The 13,147-nt window shown below is 62.6% G+C and carries 16 protein-coding genes; 10 read left to right on the top strand and 6 right to left on the bottom strand.

The genetic code is table 11. The features are described from left to right. Positions 1 to 37 precede the first annotated feature (37 nt). From thiM to HPQ62_RS17370, 5 genes are all read left to right on the top strand, one after another. Positions 38 to 832: a hydroxyethylthiazole kinase gene (thiM, locus tag HPQ62_RS17390; RefSeq protein WP_174803851.1), complete on the top strand. Its 795-nt coding sequence runs from the start codon at positions 38 to 40 to the stop codon at positions 830 to 832. After that, a complete protein-coding gene (gene thiE / locus HPQ62_RS17385; RefSeq protein WP_342343728.1) occupies positions 829 to 1,461 on the top strand; it encodes a thiamine phosphate synthase in 633 nt (210 codons plus the stop codon). Before thiM ends, thiE begins: the two co-directional genes overlap by 4 nt. Then, on the top strand, positions 1,458 to 2,273 hold the full coding sequence (thiD, locus tag HPQ62_RS17380) for a bifunctional hydroxymethylpyrimidine kinase/phosphomethylpyrimidine kinase (RefSeq protein WP_174803850.1): 816 nt from the start codon (positions 1,458 to 1,460) through the stop codon (positions 2,271 to 2,273). The genes thiE and thiD overlap by 4 nt, the downstream gene beginning before the upstream one ends. Positions 2,274 to 2,384: 111 nt before the next feature. Beyond that, positions 2,385 to 2,828 (top strand): c-type cytochrome, encoded by a 444-nt coding sequence (locus HPQ62_RS17375; RefSeq protein ID WP_174803849.1) that lies wholly within the window; start codon positions 2,385 to 2,387, stop codon positions 2,826 to 2,828. A 36-nt stretch (positions 2,829 to 2,864) separates the two neighbouring features. Beyond that, positions 2,865 to 3,770, top strand: a complete 906-nt coding sequence (locus HPQ62_RS17370) for a c-type cytochrome (RefSeq protein ID WP_174803848.1) — start codon at positions 2,865 to 2,867, stop codon at positions 3,768 to 3,770. A gap of 5 nt (positions 3,771 to 3,775) precedes the next feature. On the opposite strand, the gene HPQ62_RS17365 is transcribed toward HPQ62_RS17370, so the two are convergent. Both HPQ62_RS17365 and HPQ62_RS17360 read right to left on the bottom strand, forming a co-directional pair. Then, entirely contained in the window at positions 3,776 to 4,270 is a 495-nt protein-coding gene (locus HPQ62_RS17365; RefSeq protein ID WP_174803847.1) for a GNAT family N-acetyltransferase, read from the bottom strand. A gap of 207 nt (positions 4,271 to 4,477) precedes the next feature. Next, on the bottom strand, positions 4,478 to 5,356 hold the full coding sequence (locus HPQ62_RS17360) for a branched-chain amino acid aminotransferase (protein ID WP_174803846.1): 879 nt from the start codon (positions 5,354 to 5,356) through the stop codon (positions 4,478 to 4,480). Between the two features lie 194 nt (positions 5,357 to 5,550). On the opposite strand from HPQ62_RS17360, the gene HPQ62_RS17355 reads away from it, so the two are divergent. Both HPQ62_RS17355 and tam read left to right on the top strand, forming a co-directional pair. Further along, on the top strand, positions 5,551 to 6,201 hold the full coding sequence (locus HPQ62_RS17355) for a haloacid dehalogenase type II (protein ID WP_174803845.1): 651 nt from the start codon (positions 5,551 to 5,553) through the stop codon (positions 6,199 to 6,201). A 2-nt stretch (positions 6,202 to 6,203) separates the two neighbouring features. Next, complete coding sequence (gene tam, locus HPQ62_RS17350; protein WP_174803844.1) at positions 6,204 to 6,980, top strand: trans-aconitate 2-methyltransferase; 777 nt, start codon at positions 6,204 to 6,206, stop codon at positions 6,978 to 6,980. Positions 6,981 to 7,043: 63 nt separating this feature from the next. On the opposite strand, the gene HPQ62_RS17345 is transcribed toward tam, so the two are convergent. Beyond that, positions 7,044 to 7,469 (bottom strand): Ohr family peroxiredoxin, encoded by a 426-nt coding sequence (locus HPQ62_RS17345; RefSeq protein ID WP_174803878.1) that lies wholly within the window; start codon positions 7,467 to 7,469, stop codon positions 7,044 to 7,046. Positions 7,470 to 7,629: 160 nt separating this feature from the next. Here HPQ62_RS17345 and HPQ62_RS17340 point away from each other — a divergent pair, with 160 nt between their 5' ends. Next, on the top strand, positions 7,630 to 8,088 hold the full coding sequence (locus HPQ62_RS17340; protein ID WP_174803843.1) for a MarR family winged helix-turn-helix transcriptional regulator: 459 nt from the start codon (positions 7,630 to 7,632) through the stop codon (positions 8,086 to 8,088). Positions 8,089 to 8,199: 111 nt separating this feature from the next. Here the strand turns inward: HPQ62_RS17340 and HPQ62_RS17335 are convergent, their stop codons facing one another. Genes HPQ62_RS17335 through HPQ62_RS17325 form a run of 3 tightly spaced genes read right to left on the bottom strand, consistent with a single transcriptional unit; the run spans position 8,200 to position 10,774 of the window. After that, positions 8,200 to 9,198 carry an asparaginase gene (locus HPQ62_RS17335; protein WP_174803842.1) on the bottom strand — a complete coding sequence of 333 codons (999 nt, stop codon included), beginning with the start codon at positions 9,196 to 9,198 and terminating at the stop codon, positions 8,200 to 8,202. Between the two features lie 9 nt (positions 9,199 to 9,207). Next, positions 9,208 to 10,209, bottom strand: a complete 1,002-nt coding sequence (locus HPQ62_RS17330) for an NAD(P)H-quinone oxidoreductase (protein ID WP_174803841.1) — start codon at positions 10,207 to 10,209, stop codon at positions 9,208 to 9,210. Between the two features lies 1 nt (position 10,210). Then, complete coding sequence (locus HPQ62_RS17325; protein WP_174803840.1) at positions 10,211 to 10,774, bottom strand: HdeD family acid-resistance protein; 564 nt, start codon at positions 10,772 to 10,774, stop codon at positions 10,211 to 10,213. A gap of 132 nt (positions 10,775 to 10,906) precedes the next feature. Between HPQ62_RS17325 and HPQ62_RS17320 the strand changes: the two genes are divergently transcribed. Together HPQ62_RS17320 and HPQ62_RS17315 are read left to right on the top strand one after the other, a co-directional pair. After that, positions 10,907 to 11,542, top strand: a complete 636-nt coding sequence (locus HPQ62_RS17320; RefSeq protein ID WP_174803839.1) for a glutathione S-transferase family protein — start codon at positions 10,907 to 10,909, stop codon at positions 11,540 to 11,542. Positions 11,543 to 11,721: 179 nt separating this feature from the next. After that, the gene (locus tag HPQ62_RS17315; protein WP_174803838.1) at positions 11,722 to 13,134 is read left to right on the top strand and encodes a chloride channel protein; all 1,413 of its coding nucleotides are present in this window, start codon (positions 11,722 to 11,724) and stop codon (positions 13,132 to 13,134) included. Positions 13,135 to 13,147 lie beyond the last annotated feature (13 nt).

Raw genomic sequence — 13,147 nt, 5'->3', positions numbered from 1 at the left:
GCGCCCGGGTTTCCTCCGCAACACAAGGAGGAACGCATTGGCCGATCTCGCCCCCATCCTGAAGAAGATGCGCGACGATGCGCCGCTCGTGCAGTGCATCACCAATTACGTCGCGATGAACGTGACTGCCAATGTGCTGCTCGCAGCCGGCGCCTCGCCCGCCATGGTGCACGCCGAGGAGGAGGCCGGTGACTTTGCCGGCATCGCCGCGGCGCTTCTGGTCAATATCGGCACGCTGTCCCCGCAATGGCTTGCCGGGATGAAAGCCGCAATTGCGACCGCCAACCGCCTGAACACCCCATGGGTGCTCGATCCCGTTGCCCATTTCGCGACACCGTTTCGCAGTGCGGCCGCGCGCGAGATCCTCGACCTCGGTCCAACCATCCTGCGCGGCAATGCATCCGAAATCCTGGCCTTTTCGGGCGCGACCAGCGCCGGCAAGGGCGTGGATGCAGGAGACAGCGTCGCCGCTGCGGAAGAGACGGCCATCGCCCTTGCCCGCGAGCGCGGCATGGTGGTGGCGGTCACCGGTGCGCGCGACTTCGTCACCGATGGCACACGCCACGTCCGCATTGGCGGCGGATCGGCGCTGATGCCCAGGGTGACGGCCCTTGGCTGTGCGTTGAGCGGTCTCGTCGGCGCATATGCCGGAAGCTTGCGCGACGACGCCTTCATGGCGACAGTGGCAGCCCTCTGCCAATACGGCATAGCCGGCGCCCGGGCCGCGTCGGAAGCTGACGGGCCAGGTTCGTTTCAGGTCCGCTTCCTCGACGCACTCGCAGCCGTAACCCCCGACGATCTTGCACGTGAAGCGGAGCTGGAAACACTGTGACCTTCGATCTTTCCCTATATCTCGTGCTCGATCCGGAGCTTTGCGGCGAATACGGCATGGTCGTCACCACCCGCGATGCGATCGAAGGCGGCGCGACCATCGTGCAACTCCGGATGAAGCACGCCACCACCCGGGAGCGCATCGACATGGGCCTTGCGCTGAAGGAGATCACTGCCGGAAGTCCGGCGAAGCTGATCATCAATGATGATGTCGAGGCGGCGATCGCGGTTGGCGCCGATGGCGTTCATGTGGGCCAGGAAGACGGCGACCCGAAGGAGGTTCGCGCGCGCATCGGTCCGGACATGATCCTCGGCGTTTCGGTCAACGGTCTTGCCGTCGCGAAGGCCTTCGATCCGGCGGGCATCGATTATGTCGGCGCCGGGCCGGTCTTCGCCACCGGCACCAAACCCGACCACGCGCTCCCCGTCGGCTTCGACGGCCTTGCCGAGATGATTACGATCTGCGGCCTGCCGGCGGTCGCGATCGGCGGGCTCAAGGCCGAGCATGCCGCAGCCACATTCGCCGCTGGCGCAGACGGCATCGCCGTCGTTTCCGCCGTTTGCGGCAGACCCGACCCCAGACAGGCGACCGCAGAGCTCGCCGCTGCCATCCGGAAGGCAAGACAATGATTGCTAACATTCTTACGATCGCCGGCTCGGACCCCTCCGGCGGCGCCGGCATCCAGGCCGACCTCAAGGCGTTTTCGGCGCGCGGCACCTATGGCATGGCCGCCCTGACGGCGCTGACGGCGCAGAACACCCGGGGCGTCACCAGCGTCCACCAGGTGCCGGCGACCTTTGTTGCCGAACAGATCGCGGCAATATTCGAAGACGTCAGGGTAGACGCCATCAAAATCGGCATGATTGCCAATGCCGGGATTGCAATGGCGATCGCGGACAGCCTGCGCCCGCATGTCTCTGTCCCGGTCGTGCTCGATCCGGTGATGGTCGCCAAGGGTGGACACCGCTTGCTGCCGGAAGACGCGGTGAGCGCCCTGAAGGAACATCTGTTAACGCTTTCAGCCCTGTTGACGCCGAACCTTCCCGAGGCGGCGGCGCTGCTTGACGAGGATGTTGCGACCGACCGCGAGCAGATGATCGCGCAAGGCAAGGCGCTGCGCTTGCTCGGACCACAGGCGGTGCTGATGAAGGGCGGCCATCTTGAGGGTGCCGAAAGTCCGGACCTGTTGGTGACGGCCGCAGGCCATCAATGGATCGAGGGCGCGCGCATCGAAACCGCCAATACCCATGGCACAGGCTGCACGCTTTCAAGCGCGATCGCCGCCGAAATCGGCAAGGGCGCCACGCTCCCCGATGCCGTCATGACCGCCAAGGCCTATGTTGCAGACGCGATCGCCGCCTCAGGCCATCTCGAGGTCGGCAGCGGACATGGGCCGACCCATCACTTTCATGCACTGTGGGGCGATGTCACCAAAACGTGATGACCGGAAGCCCCGCTCAGGGCGCATCCCATCTTTCCTCCGTCAGTCTTGGCTCTAGCTTCCGACCGGTGGCTGCGTATACTGCAGTCAGATCAACAATGGAGGCTGTGGATGAAAAAGGGTTTCATGATTGCCGGCGCTGTCGCGCTCTGTCTGAGCGCGGGGTTTGCGGTTGCCGAGGACGCACCGCAGATGCTGCGCCAGGACGACATGAAGGCGATCGGCAAGGCGATGGGACAGCTCGGCGCCATCGCAAAGGGGCAGAACGCCTACGATCCGGTCGTCGTTCAGGGCGCGCTTTCGTCCATCTCCGACAATATCCGCGATTTCCCGACGCATTTTCCCGACGATTCGATGACCGGCGAAGGCAGCGAGGCAAGCCCCGCGATCTGGGAAAACATGGATGATTTCAAGGCGCAGGCACAGAAGCTCGCAGACGAGGCAGACACGCTTCTCGCCGACCTGCCTGCTGATCAGGCCGAAGTGGGCGCTGCGATGAAGACGCTCGGCGCAAGCTGCGCGGCCTGTCACAAGCTTTATCGCGTTCAGAACTGATAGAGCGCCTTCGCGGCGGAGACTGGGGGAACCGGCATGAAGAAGCTGACGATCATCGTGCTGGTTGTCGCCGCCCTGTTCATGGGGGCGGCCTTTGCGGTCGCCCTCACGCCGCCCAAGCTTGATGCTGAAGACGTCCAGAATCTTGCCGAGGGCGATCCGGTGAATGGCGAGCGGATGTTCTGGGCCGGCGGTTGCGCCGGCTGCCACGCCGCTCCCGGCACGACCGGCGATGACCGTCTCGCCCTTGCGGGCGGATATGCCATTCAAAGCGATTTCGGAACGTTCTATGCTCCCAACATCTCGCCCGACAAGGAGCATGGCATAGGCGACTGGTCGTTCCTCGATTTCGCGAATGCGGTGCGCAAGGGCGTCGATCCGCATGGCAAGAACCTTTACCCGTCCTTCCCCTACCCGTCCTATGTGCGCATGAGCGACCAGGACGTGAAGGACCTGCACAGCTACATCATGACGCTGCCGGAGAGCGCCACGCCGAGCAAACCGCATGACGTGGACTTCCCCTTCAACATCCGCATGGCGGTGTCATTCTGGAAGAAGCTGTTTTTCTCCAACGAACCGCGCGTTGCGCTTGCCGATGCCTCGCCAGAAATCATGCGCGGGCAATATCTCGTGGAAGGCCCCGGCCATTGCGGCGAATGCCATACGCCGCGCGACAGCCTGGGCGGACCCGAATACGACAAATGGCTGGCCGGCGGGCCGAATCCGGATGGCGAGGGCACGATCCCAGACATCACGCCCGGCTCCAAGGAAATCGGCAACTGGACGGAGGCTGAAATCGCCGACTATCTCGAAACCGGCTTCACCCCGGATTTCGACACGGTCGGCGGCTCCATGGTCGAGGTTCAGCAGAACCTCTCCCACCTGCCCCGTTCCGATCTCGAAGCCATCGCCGCCTATCTTAAGGCCATACCGGCGCGCTGACCGGCTCAATCGGCCAGAAGCTGCGTATAGCGCATGCCGGTGACGGGCCGGGCGATGAAGTCCATCTGCTGGTAGAAACGATGTGCGCCGAGATTGCCGGTTGCCGCGCTTACCGACAGGTAGCTGCAGCCCGCAGCCTTTGCGAAATCGCGCGCACGGGCGATGAGGTGCTGGCCAACGCCGTGGTTGCGGTGGCCGTCACGTACGAACAGGTGGTGCAGGTCCATGCCGCGCCGGCCCTGTTGCGCGCGGTAGAGCGGCGTCAGCAGAGCGTAGCCCAGAAGCTCGGCGCCGGCATCTGCAACGAGTGCGCTCACCCACGGCATCGGGCCGAACAGGTCGCGGCGCAGGCTCTCCGCCGTCATTTCCGACGGATCGTCGTGGAATGCGGCGAGCAGGCCGATCATGTCGAGAAGTTGCGGAATATCGGATTCGACAGCCTTCCTGATGGTCATCAGGGCTGGTCGCTCGAGTTCGATTTTGTCGTGATCGTCAGTCATTGTCGTCCCTTGGCCTTCGTTTTGCCGCCGGGGGGACGTTTTCTTCAACACCTTGCCGCCCCCAGGCGGCCGGTGATGAACATGATCAATCGGCCGCTCCTATTGGAACAGCCAAAAATATACGCAAGTGTGGTTCACGGTCTTGATCATGGAAAAATGGATGCTCCGAATCGGAGACCTTGTCAATCAAAAACCGGCGGCAACCTGCTATTTGCAGGTCGCGCGCGCCCAGTCCATGTAAAGGCTCATCGCCTGCGCAGCCATCGGCCCCGGCTCGAAGTCGCGTCCATCGAGTTTGATCACCGGCACGACCTTGTTGTAGTTGCCGGTCAGAAACAGCTCGTCCGCTTCCATGAAATCCTTGACCGTCAGCGTCTTTTCCTTTGCCGCTATGCCGTTGTCGCGGAAGAGCTTCAAAATGCGCTTGCGGGTGATGCCGGCGAGAAAGCAGCCATTTTCGGCAGGCGTCATCGGAATGCCGTCCTTGACCAGGAAGATATTGGCGGACGCCGTTTCGGCGACATTGCCGTTCATGTCGAGCGCCAGCGCATTGTCGAAGCCGCGGCTTCTCGCCTCCAGCATCATGCGGCCGGAATTGGGATAGAGGCTGCCGGTCTTGGCATAGGTCATCGCGACCTCCGGCGACGGCCGGCGGAACGGCGATACCGTGAGCTTGACCGGAATGGTGGAGCGCATCGGCGTCTCGAACAGGCAAAGCGCAAACCGCGTCGACGCCGGATCCGCGGGCACCAGACCGGCCAGGCCATGCTCGGCCCAGTACATCGGCTTGATATAGACCGCCTCGGCGCCCTTGAACTTCTTCAGCCCGTCCCAGACCAGCGCCTCGATCTCCTCGGGCGTCTTCGTCGGCTCAAGGCCGAGTGCCCGGGCGGAGCGGTTGATGCGCTTGCAATGCTCGTCAAGATCGGGCGCCATGCCTTCGAAGAAACGTGCACCATCGAACACCGTCGAGCCCAGCCACATGGCGTGGGAAACGGGGCCGATCAGCGGCGGATTGCCCGGCAGCCATTCGCCATCCACAAAAGTCCAGGTTTCGGAAGCGGGGGTGGTGTCGACGGCGGCCATGTCATTCTCCTTCAAATCACCGCATAGCGCTTTTCGAAGCGTCTGCGGATGCAACGGCGACAATCAAGACGTCCGGCTCCTGAAGGTCAAGCTTTAAAATCATGACCTGCGGGCCCGTGGAAGTCTATGTTGCACCCTGCCGGTGAAAGGCCTAAGGATTGGGGCCGCTAACAAACCCATTCAAGGGCGTATTCATGGCATCTTCCGCTTACATCTTCGACGCCTACGGCACGCTGTTCGACATTCATGCCGCTGCCCGCAAGCATCAGGATCGCTGTGGCGGACACTACCGGCTGATGTCGAATATCTGGCGTGCGAAGCAGCTGGAATATTCCTGGGTCCTGACGCTGGCGGGCGCCCATGAGGATTTCTGGACCCTGACCGAGCGGGCGCTCGATTTTGCCATGCATTCGGTCGGCCTCGTCGACAAGAAGCTCCGCGCCGATCTGCTGGCCGCCTACTGGACGCTCGACTGCTACCACGAAGTGCCAGGCGTTCTCGCCAGCCTGAAGAAACGCGGCGTCAAGCTCGCCATCCTTTCCAACGGCAGCCGCGCCATGCTCGAGGCGGCGGTGAAAAATGCAAAGATCGCCGATCTTCTTGACGATATCTTCTCGGTGGAAGACGTCAGGCTGTTCAAGCCGGCGCGACAAACTTACGAGATCGTGACCCGGGCCTATGGCGTCGAACCGAGGACGATCTCGTTCCAGTCCTCCAACCGATGGGACATTGCAGGCGCGACCAGCTTCGGCTTCCGCACCGTCTGGATCAACCGCTACAAGACGCCGAACGAATACGAGGACATGGAGCCGAGCCTGGTGCTCCCGACGCTTGAGGGACTTTGACGATGGAATGGTCGGCCGCCCAATATCTGAAATTTGAAGGCGAGCGCAGCCGCCCTGCCCGTGACCTGATCAATGCACTGCCCGACATTCGCCCGCAGACGGTTCTCGATCTCGGCTGCGGTCCGGCAAACTCGACGCGATTGCTGCGCGCACGCTTTCCGGCATCCCACCTGACGGGTATCGAGCTCGATGACGACATGCTCGAAAAGGCCCGCGCCAGCATGCCTGACACCGCTTTCGAAAAAGCCGATATCGGCACATGGCAACCGCCGCGCCCACCCGACCTTATGTTTTCCAATGCTGTGTTCCAGTGGGTGCCCGGCCACATCGCCGTGCTCGAGCGGCTGGCGGAGAGGCTTGCAAGAGGCGGGGTTCTGGCGGTCCAGATGCCCGACAATCTGTCCGAGCCAAGCCATCTCGCCATGGCCGAAACCGCAGCGCACGGTCCGTGGTCGGCGGCCTTCACAGATCGTCCGGTGGAGCGGGAGAGGATCGACACGCCCTCGACCTATTACGATGCCTTGAGGAAACACTGCGCCACGGTCGACATCTTCCACATTGCCTACCAGCATCCGCTGAAGGACGCGTCAGCGATCGTCGAATGGGTGAAGGGGACGGGGCTCAGGCCCTATCTTGACCGGGTGGCGCCGGAACAGCGTGACGACTTCATCGAAGCCTATGGAGCGCGGATTGCGGACTGCTACCCGCCGACTTCAACCGGCGAGGTGCTCCTGCGGTTCCCGCGGATCTTCATCGTGGCGCAGTCGCAGGGCGGATAGCCTCAGGCCATCCGGGATGCTTCACCCCCGGCAACAACCGGGAGCGAAGCTTTCGGGATTGATCTATTCGGTCACCGATACCGGCACTTCATAGTTTACCCGCAGCGCGTGGCTGTAGGGGCAGACGACATGGGCGGTCTTGACCAGATCTTCCGCCGTTTCACGGTCGAGACCGGGAATGGAAACCTCGAGCGAGACCTCAATGCCGAAACCCTGACCATCATCGCGCGGGCCGACGCCGACCGTTGCGCTGACGCGCGTTTCTTCCGGAAGCTTCACCTTCTTCTTGCCGGCAACATTGAACAGCGCCGAAGTGAAGCAGGCCGAATATCCTGCGGCGAAAAGCTGCTCGGGATTGGTGCCCTCACCGCCGGGGCCGCCCATTTCCTTCGGCGGCGTCAGCTTGACTTCCAGCGCGCCGTCTTCGCTGCGGGCCGTGCCCTCACGTCCGCCGGTGGAGGTGGCCTTTGTGGTGTAAAGGGTCTTGATCATCGTGCTTCTCCTTCGCGCCTGATGCGCAGTTCGATATCAAAATGACGTTTGACAGACGGGTTCTGTTCCCGACTGCCTGTTCCGAATAACATAGTGCACGATTATATCGTGCACAATACATATTGATGAAATTATCTTTTGGTGTATAAAAAGGCCCATGACTACCACCGAAAACGCCCTCTCCGACGATCTTCTGAGCCTTGAAAAGCAGCTCTGCTTTGCGGTCTACGCAACGGAGCACGCCTTCCAGAAGGCCTACAAGCCGCTGCTCGCCGAGCTTGGGCTCACCTACCCGCAATATCTGGCAATGATGGTGCTGTGGGAAGGCAAGCCGCTGACGGTCAACGACATCGGACGGCGGCTTGGCCTTGATTCCGGCACGCTCTCGCCGCTCCTGAAGCGGCTGGAGACGGCAGGCTTCATCAACCGCCAGCGCGCCCGTGATGACGAACGCCGCGTCGAGGTCGCACTCACCGACAAGGGCCGTCAGGCGAAGGAAAACGCGCAGAACGTCGCCGCCTCGATCGCCATAAAGACGGGATGCAGCATGGAAGAGGCCGGCATGCTGCTGAACGAACTGAACGATCTGCGCCGCCGCCTTCTGGCCGCAGACTGAAGCCAGCCCGGAATTCCGACGGACACAACCCTGCCAGCCGCGCTCAAGCAATGGCCGGCATTGAAGCACGCGCAGGCTTTCTATCGGATCAGGACTGGCGGCGGAACGCGATCAGCGCGGCAGCACCGGGCGAACCTTGCCAACCTCGGTTCCGTTCCAGTTCTTCAGCGAGGTGACCGCCATCGCCTCGAGCTCCTGCGACAGCGCGGCATCATCGATGAAGCGGGCAAGAACGGATGCCACCATTGCTTCGGCGGCGCGAGTTGTGCCGTCATCGCATTTGAGCGCGATGCCAAGCCCCTTCTCCGGCAGCACGGCGCAGAAGACGCCCTCCGCACCGGTCTTTGCGAAAATCCGGCCCGGCGCAAGCGACATCAGTTCGGTGCAGGCGCGATTGCTGCCTGCCACATAATAGGGTTCCGCCATGCAGGCCGACAGGATGCGCCTGGCGGCATTTGCCCGCGACTGCGAGAGCCCCTCGCCCGTCCAGAGCCGGGCAAACCCTCTGGCAAGCGCCTTCAGCGGCAGGGCATAGGTCGGAATGTTGCAGCCATCGGTACCGCAGAGATCGCTGCCGACCGCAGACCCGGTGACATCTTCCATCACGGCCCGGATCTCCGCCTGCAGCGGATGATCGTAGCCGGAATAGCCCCTGGTATCGATGCCCTGATGCACGCAGGCGCAGATGAAACCCGAATGCTTGCCGGAGCAATTGTTGCAAAGCGCATCCGGCATGTCGCGGGTACGGGCCTGATGGATCAGCACCGGCTGCTGGAACGACCAGTGCGCGCCGCATTCGAGATCGTCAACGCTACGCCCTGCCCGCGCCAGCATCTCGCCGGCAAGTGCTGCATGGGCGTCCTCGCCGGAATGGGAGGAGGCCGACAACGCGATTTCCCTGTCGCCGAAGCCGAAGGCGTCTGCCGCACCGCTCTCGACGAAGGGGAGCGCCTGGATCGCCTTGCAGGCCGAGCGCGGAAACACGACGTTATCGATGTCGCCCGCCTGATAGGCAACGCGACCCGACCCATCGACCACCGCGATCATGCCGCGATGGCGGCTTTCAACGACATTGCCCCGCGTGACTTCCACCAGAACCGGATTGGCCATTGTCTTTTCCTAATGGTCGAATGTGAGGATGATCTTGCCGATGTGGTCGCCCTCCTCCATCCGGCGGTGGGCGTCAACCACATTCTCGAACGCGAAAACCTTGTCGATGACCGGCTTGACGGTACCGCGGGCAACCAGCGGCCAGACCTTATCCAGAAGTTCGTCGCGGATCTCGCGCTTTTCCGCATCGGTGCGCGGCCGCATCGTCGAACCGATGACGCGCAGGCGCTTTCTCATGATCGGCATCAGATTGGCTTCTTCGACCTTGGGACCGCCGAGGAAGGCGATGATCGACAGGCAGCCATCCTTGGCAAGCGACGACAGATTGCGCTGGAAATAGCGCCCGCCGATCATGTCGAGAATGACATCGACGCCGTCGGATTGCGCCTTGATGATTTCGGCGAAATCCTGCTCGCGGTAATTGATCGCGACATCCGCGCCGAGCGCTTCTGCAGCGGCACATTTTTCGGCGGACCCCGCCGTGGTGAAGATACGGGAAGCGCCAAACGCCCGGGCAAGCTGGATCGCCGTGGTGCCGATCCCGCTGGTGCCGCCATGGATCAGCACGCTCTTGCCCTCTCCCATGCCGGCCATCATGAACAGATTGGCCCAGACCGTGAAGAACGTCTCGGGAAGCCCGGCGGCGCTGACATCATCAAGTCCATCCGGAACGGCAAGCGTCTGGCCTTCCGGCAGGACGCAATATTCGGCATAGCCGCCGCCATTGGCGAGACCGCAGACGCGGTCGCCAACGGCAAACGCCGTCACGCCCTCGCCGATTTCGGCAATGATGCCGGCAACTTCGAGGCCCAGAATGGGGCTTGCGCCGGGCGGTGGCGGATAGTTTCCCAGTCGCTGGGCCACATCCGGCCGGTTGACGCCGGCGGCTGCGACCTTCACCAGAACCTGCCCCGGCCCCGGTGCGGGACGTGGACCGGTTGCGATCGACATCACATCCGGCGCGCCAAATCCATCGAGCGCGACGTGGCGCATTGTCTCATTGCCGCTCATGTCAGGCGACTTTGCGCGGCTTCAGCGCAAGTGCGAACACCACCAGCGAAAATCCGTAGACCAGGAAGTCGGCGGCGACGAACAGGCCGAGCAGCCACAGGCTGTTCTGCGGAAAGTTGGAGGCGATCATGACGGCGGCCAGGATCAGCACCAGACCGGAGAAGATCATCCAGCCCCAACCTTTGACAGGCCGCATGGTCATGCCGAGATAGATGCGGAAACCGCCGGCGATCGCCAGCGAGATGCCGACGATGATGGTGAAGACGCCGGATGCGAGCATCGGGTTGCGCATCACGAAAATGCCGGCGAGCACGTAAAGCAGGCCGGAGAGCAGCCAGAAGGCGACATGGCCGGTGCGCCGGTTGTAAAACAGCTGCGACAGGTGGATCACGCCGCCGACGATCAGCATGGCGCCGAAGAACACCACCGAAGCAACGGTCGCCACAACGAGGTTGCCAAGAAGGATCAGGCTGAGTGCGATCAGCAGAATGCCGAAGGCCAGCACCCAGCCCCAGCGCCCGCGTACCTTGTCGACATTCATGTCGTCCTGTTCAAGAATCGTCATCCGTCATCCCCTTCCAAACGGTCCAATTTTCCGCGACGATAGTGAGGAAGGAAGCCATAAGCAACTGTTGATGTCGCACCGCGCGCATCGGCGCGTCGCAACAACCGAAAATGATCCCGGGAGGAAGAAAGCATGCTGAAAGTTTGGGGACGCAAGAACTCGTTGAACGTCCAGATCGTGATGTGGACGATTGCCGAGCTTGGCCTCGATTACGAGCGCTACGACATCGGCCACAGGTTTGGCGGCAATGATACGCCGGAATATCTTGCGATGAACCCCAACGGCCTCGTGCCGGTCATCACCGATGGCGGCGACCCGATCTTCGAATCCGCCGCCATCTGCCGCTATCTCGCCGCCCGCTATGGCGACGACGCCTTCTGGTCGGAGGATCCCGCACGCCGGGCGCAGATCGACAAATGGGCAGAATGGGCAAAGGCAACGCTCTACCCGGTGATCGGCATGCAGATCTTCTGGCCGCTGGTCCGCATGACCGAGGAAGAACGCGATATGGAAGCCGTGGGACGCGGGGTCGTCACCTATGACCGGCTGCTCGGCATCGCCGAGAGCCAGCTCGAGGGCCATGCCTATCTGGCGGGCGACGTGCTGACGCTTTCAGACATTGCCTTCGGCCATCAGCTCTTCCGCTATTACACGCTGCCCATCGACCGCCCTGCGCGGCCGCGGGTCGAAGCCTATTACGAAAGGCTTTCCAGGCGTCCCGCCTATGCCGAGCATGTGATGGTGTCCTACGATTCGCTGCGGCCATGAGGAGATGGAATCACGCTTCGAAAACCTCGTAACATAAAGTGCGCATCATCAATTCTTTTTGGCCGGGCCTGCCTTGAAATCGTGATGGAGCAAGCGGATAACGGATCAACTTCAGCCCATACCCTGCTGCCGGAGGTGGCAGGTTTTCTTTAAACTGTCACCGCCCCGAAAGCCGATCCATGCGCCCCTACTACAAGAACGTGAAGATGGTCCGCCGAACACGCGTGATGTGGGGCTCGTGGCGGATCTGGCAGCCGCGTCTGGTGTTCTGGCTCGGTGCGCTGATGATCGGCGTCATCAGCGTCGGCTTCGCGCGCGCCGCCGACGAGGCCTATGAACTGTTCGAGGCGATGCGCCAGTCGAGCGCATGGTCGCCCTTCCTGCCGCTGGTGCTGACGCCCCTCGGCTTCATGTTCTGCTCCTACATGTCGACACGGTGGTTTCCGCACACCCAGGGCTCCGGCATTCCGCAGGCCATTGCCGCGCGCCACCTGCATGATGTCGAAAGCCAGCACCGGCTGCTCAATCTGCGCGTTGCAACCGGCAAGCTGCTGCTCACGGTCGTCGGCCTGTTCTGCGGCGCCTCGATCGGCCGCGAGGGACCGACCGCGCAGGTCGGCGCCTCGATCATGATCCAGACCGCGCGCTGGGGAAAGATGATCCAGACCCGCGGCCTGATCGTCGCGGGTTCCGCCGCGGGCATTTCAGCGGCCTTCAACACGCCGCTTGCGGGCATCGTCTTCGCGATCGAGGAAATGAGCCGCGCTTACGAATCGCGCGCCAACGGGCTGGTGGTTTCGGCGATCATCCTCTCGGGCCTCGCCGCGATCGGCCTTGCCGGCAACTACACCTATTTCGGACATGCGTCGGCGATTGCGGTCAAGCCGGGCGAATGGGTCGCCGTGTTCGTCTGCGGCATCGGCGGCGGCATTCTCGGCGCGCTGTTCTCGCTCTATTCGCTGCGCACCGCGCGGCGGATCAAGCGCTGGGCGCAGGCGACACCGGTCAAGCGCATGGCGCTGTTTGCGGGCGCCTGCGGGCTTGCGGTCGCCGTCATCGGCATCATCTTCGACGGCGCGACCTTTGGCACCGGCTACGAACAGGCCCGCACGGTGATCGAAGGCGGCAGCATGAACCCGCTGTTCTTCATCGGCAAGCTTGCGGCAACATTCCTGTCGATGGCGTCCGGCATTCCCGGCGGCATCTTCGCGCCGTCGCTTTCGGTGGGTGCAGCCCTCGGCTCGTCGATCGCTGACGTGCTCGGCATCAGCATCGGTCTTGGCGCGATCCTCGGCATGGCGGGCTATTTCGCAGGCGTCGTGCAGTCCCCGATGACGGCCTTCGTCATCATTCTGGAGATGACCGACAACCATGATGGCATCATCACGCTGATGGCCACATCAATGCTCGGCTATGTCGCCTCGCGTCTGATTTCGCGCGAGCCGCTCTATCACGGGCTCTCCCGCGCCTTCCTCGCCGACAGCATCAAGTTCCAGCGGGCGCGCAACCGCGAGATCGACGAATATGATCGCCGCACGATTGGCGAGATGCAGGAGGAGACCCGGCGATTCGATGAAAAGGGCAGCGTCTGACGCCGGCTTTTCT

The organism is Martelella limonii, from assembly GCF_013344475.1.
Taxonomy (GTDB): Bacteria; Pseudomonadota; Alphaproteobacteria; order Rhizobiales; family Rhizobiaceae; genus Martelella; species Martelella limonii.
This window is presented reverse-complemented; position numbering and strand designations above follow the sequence as displayed.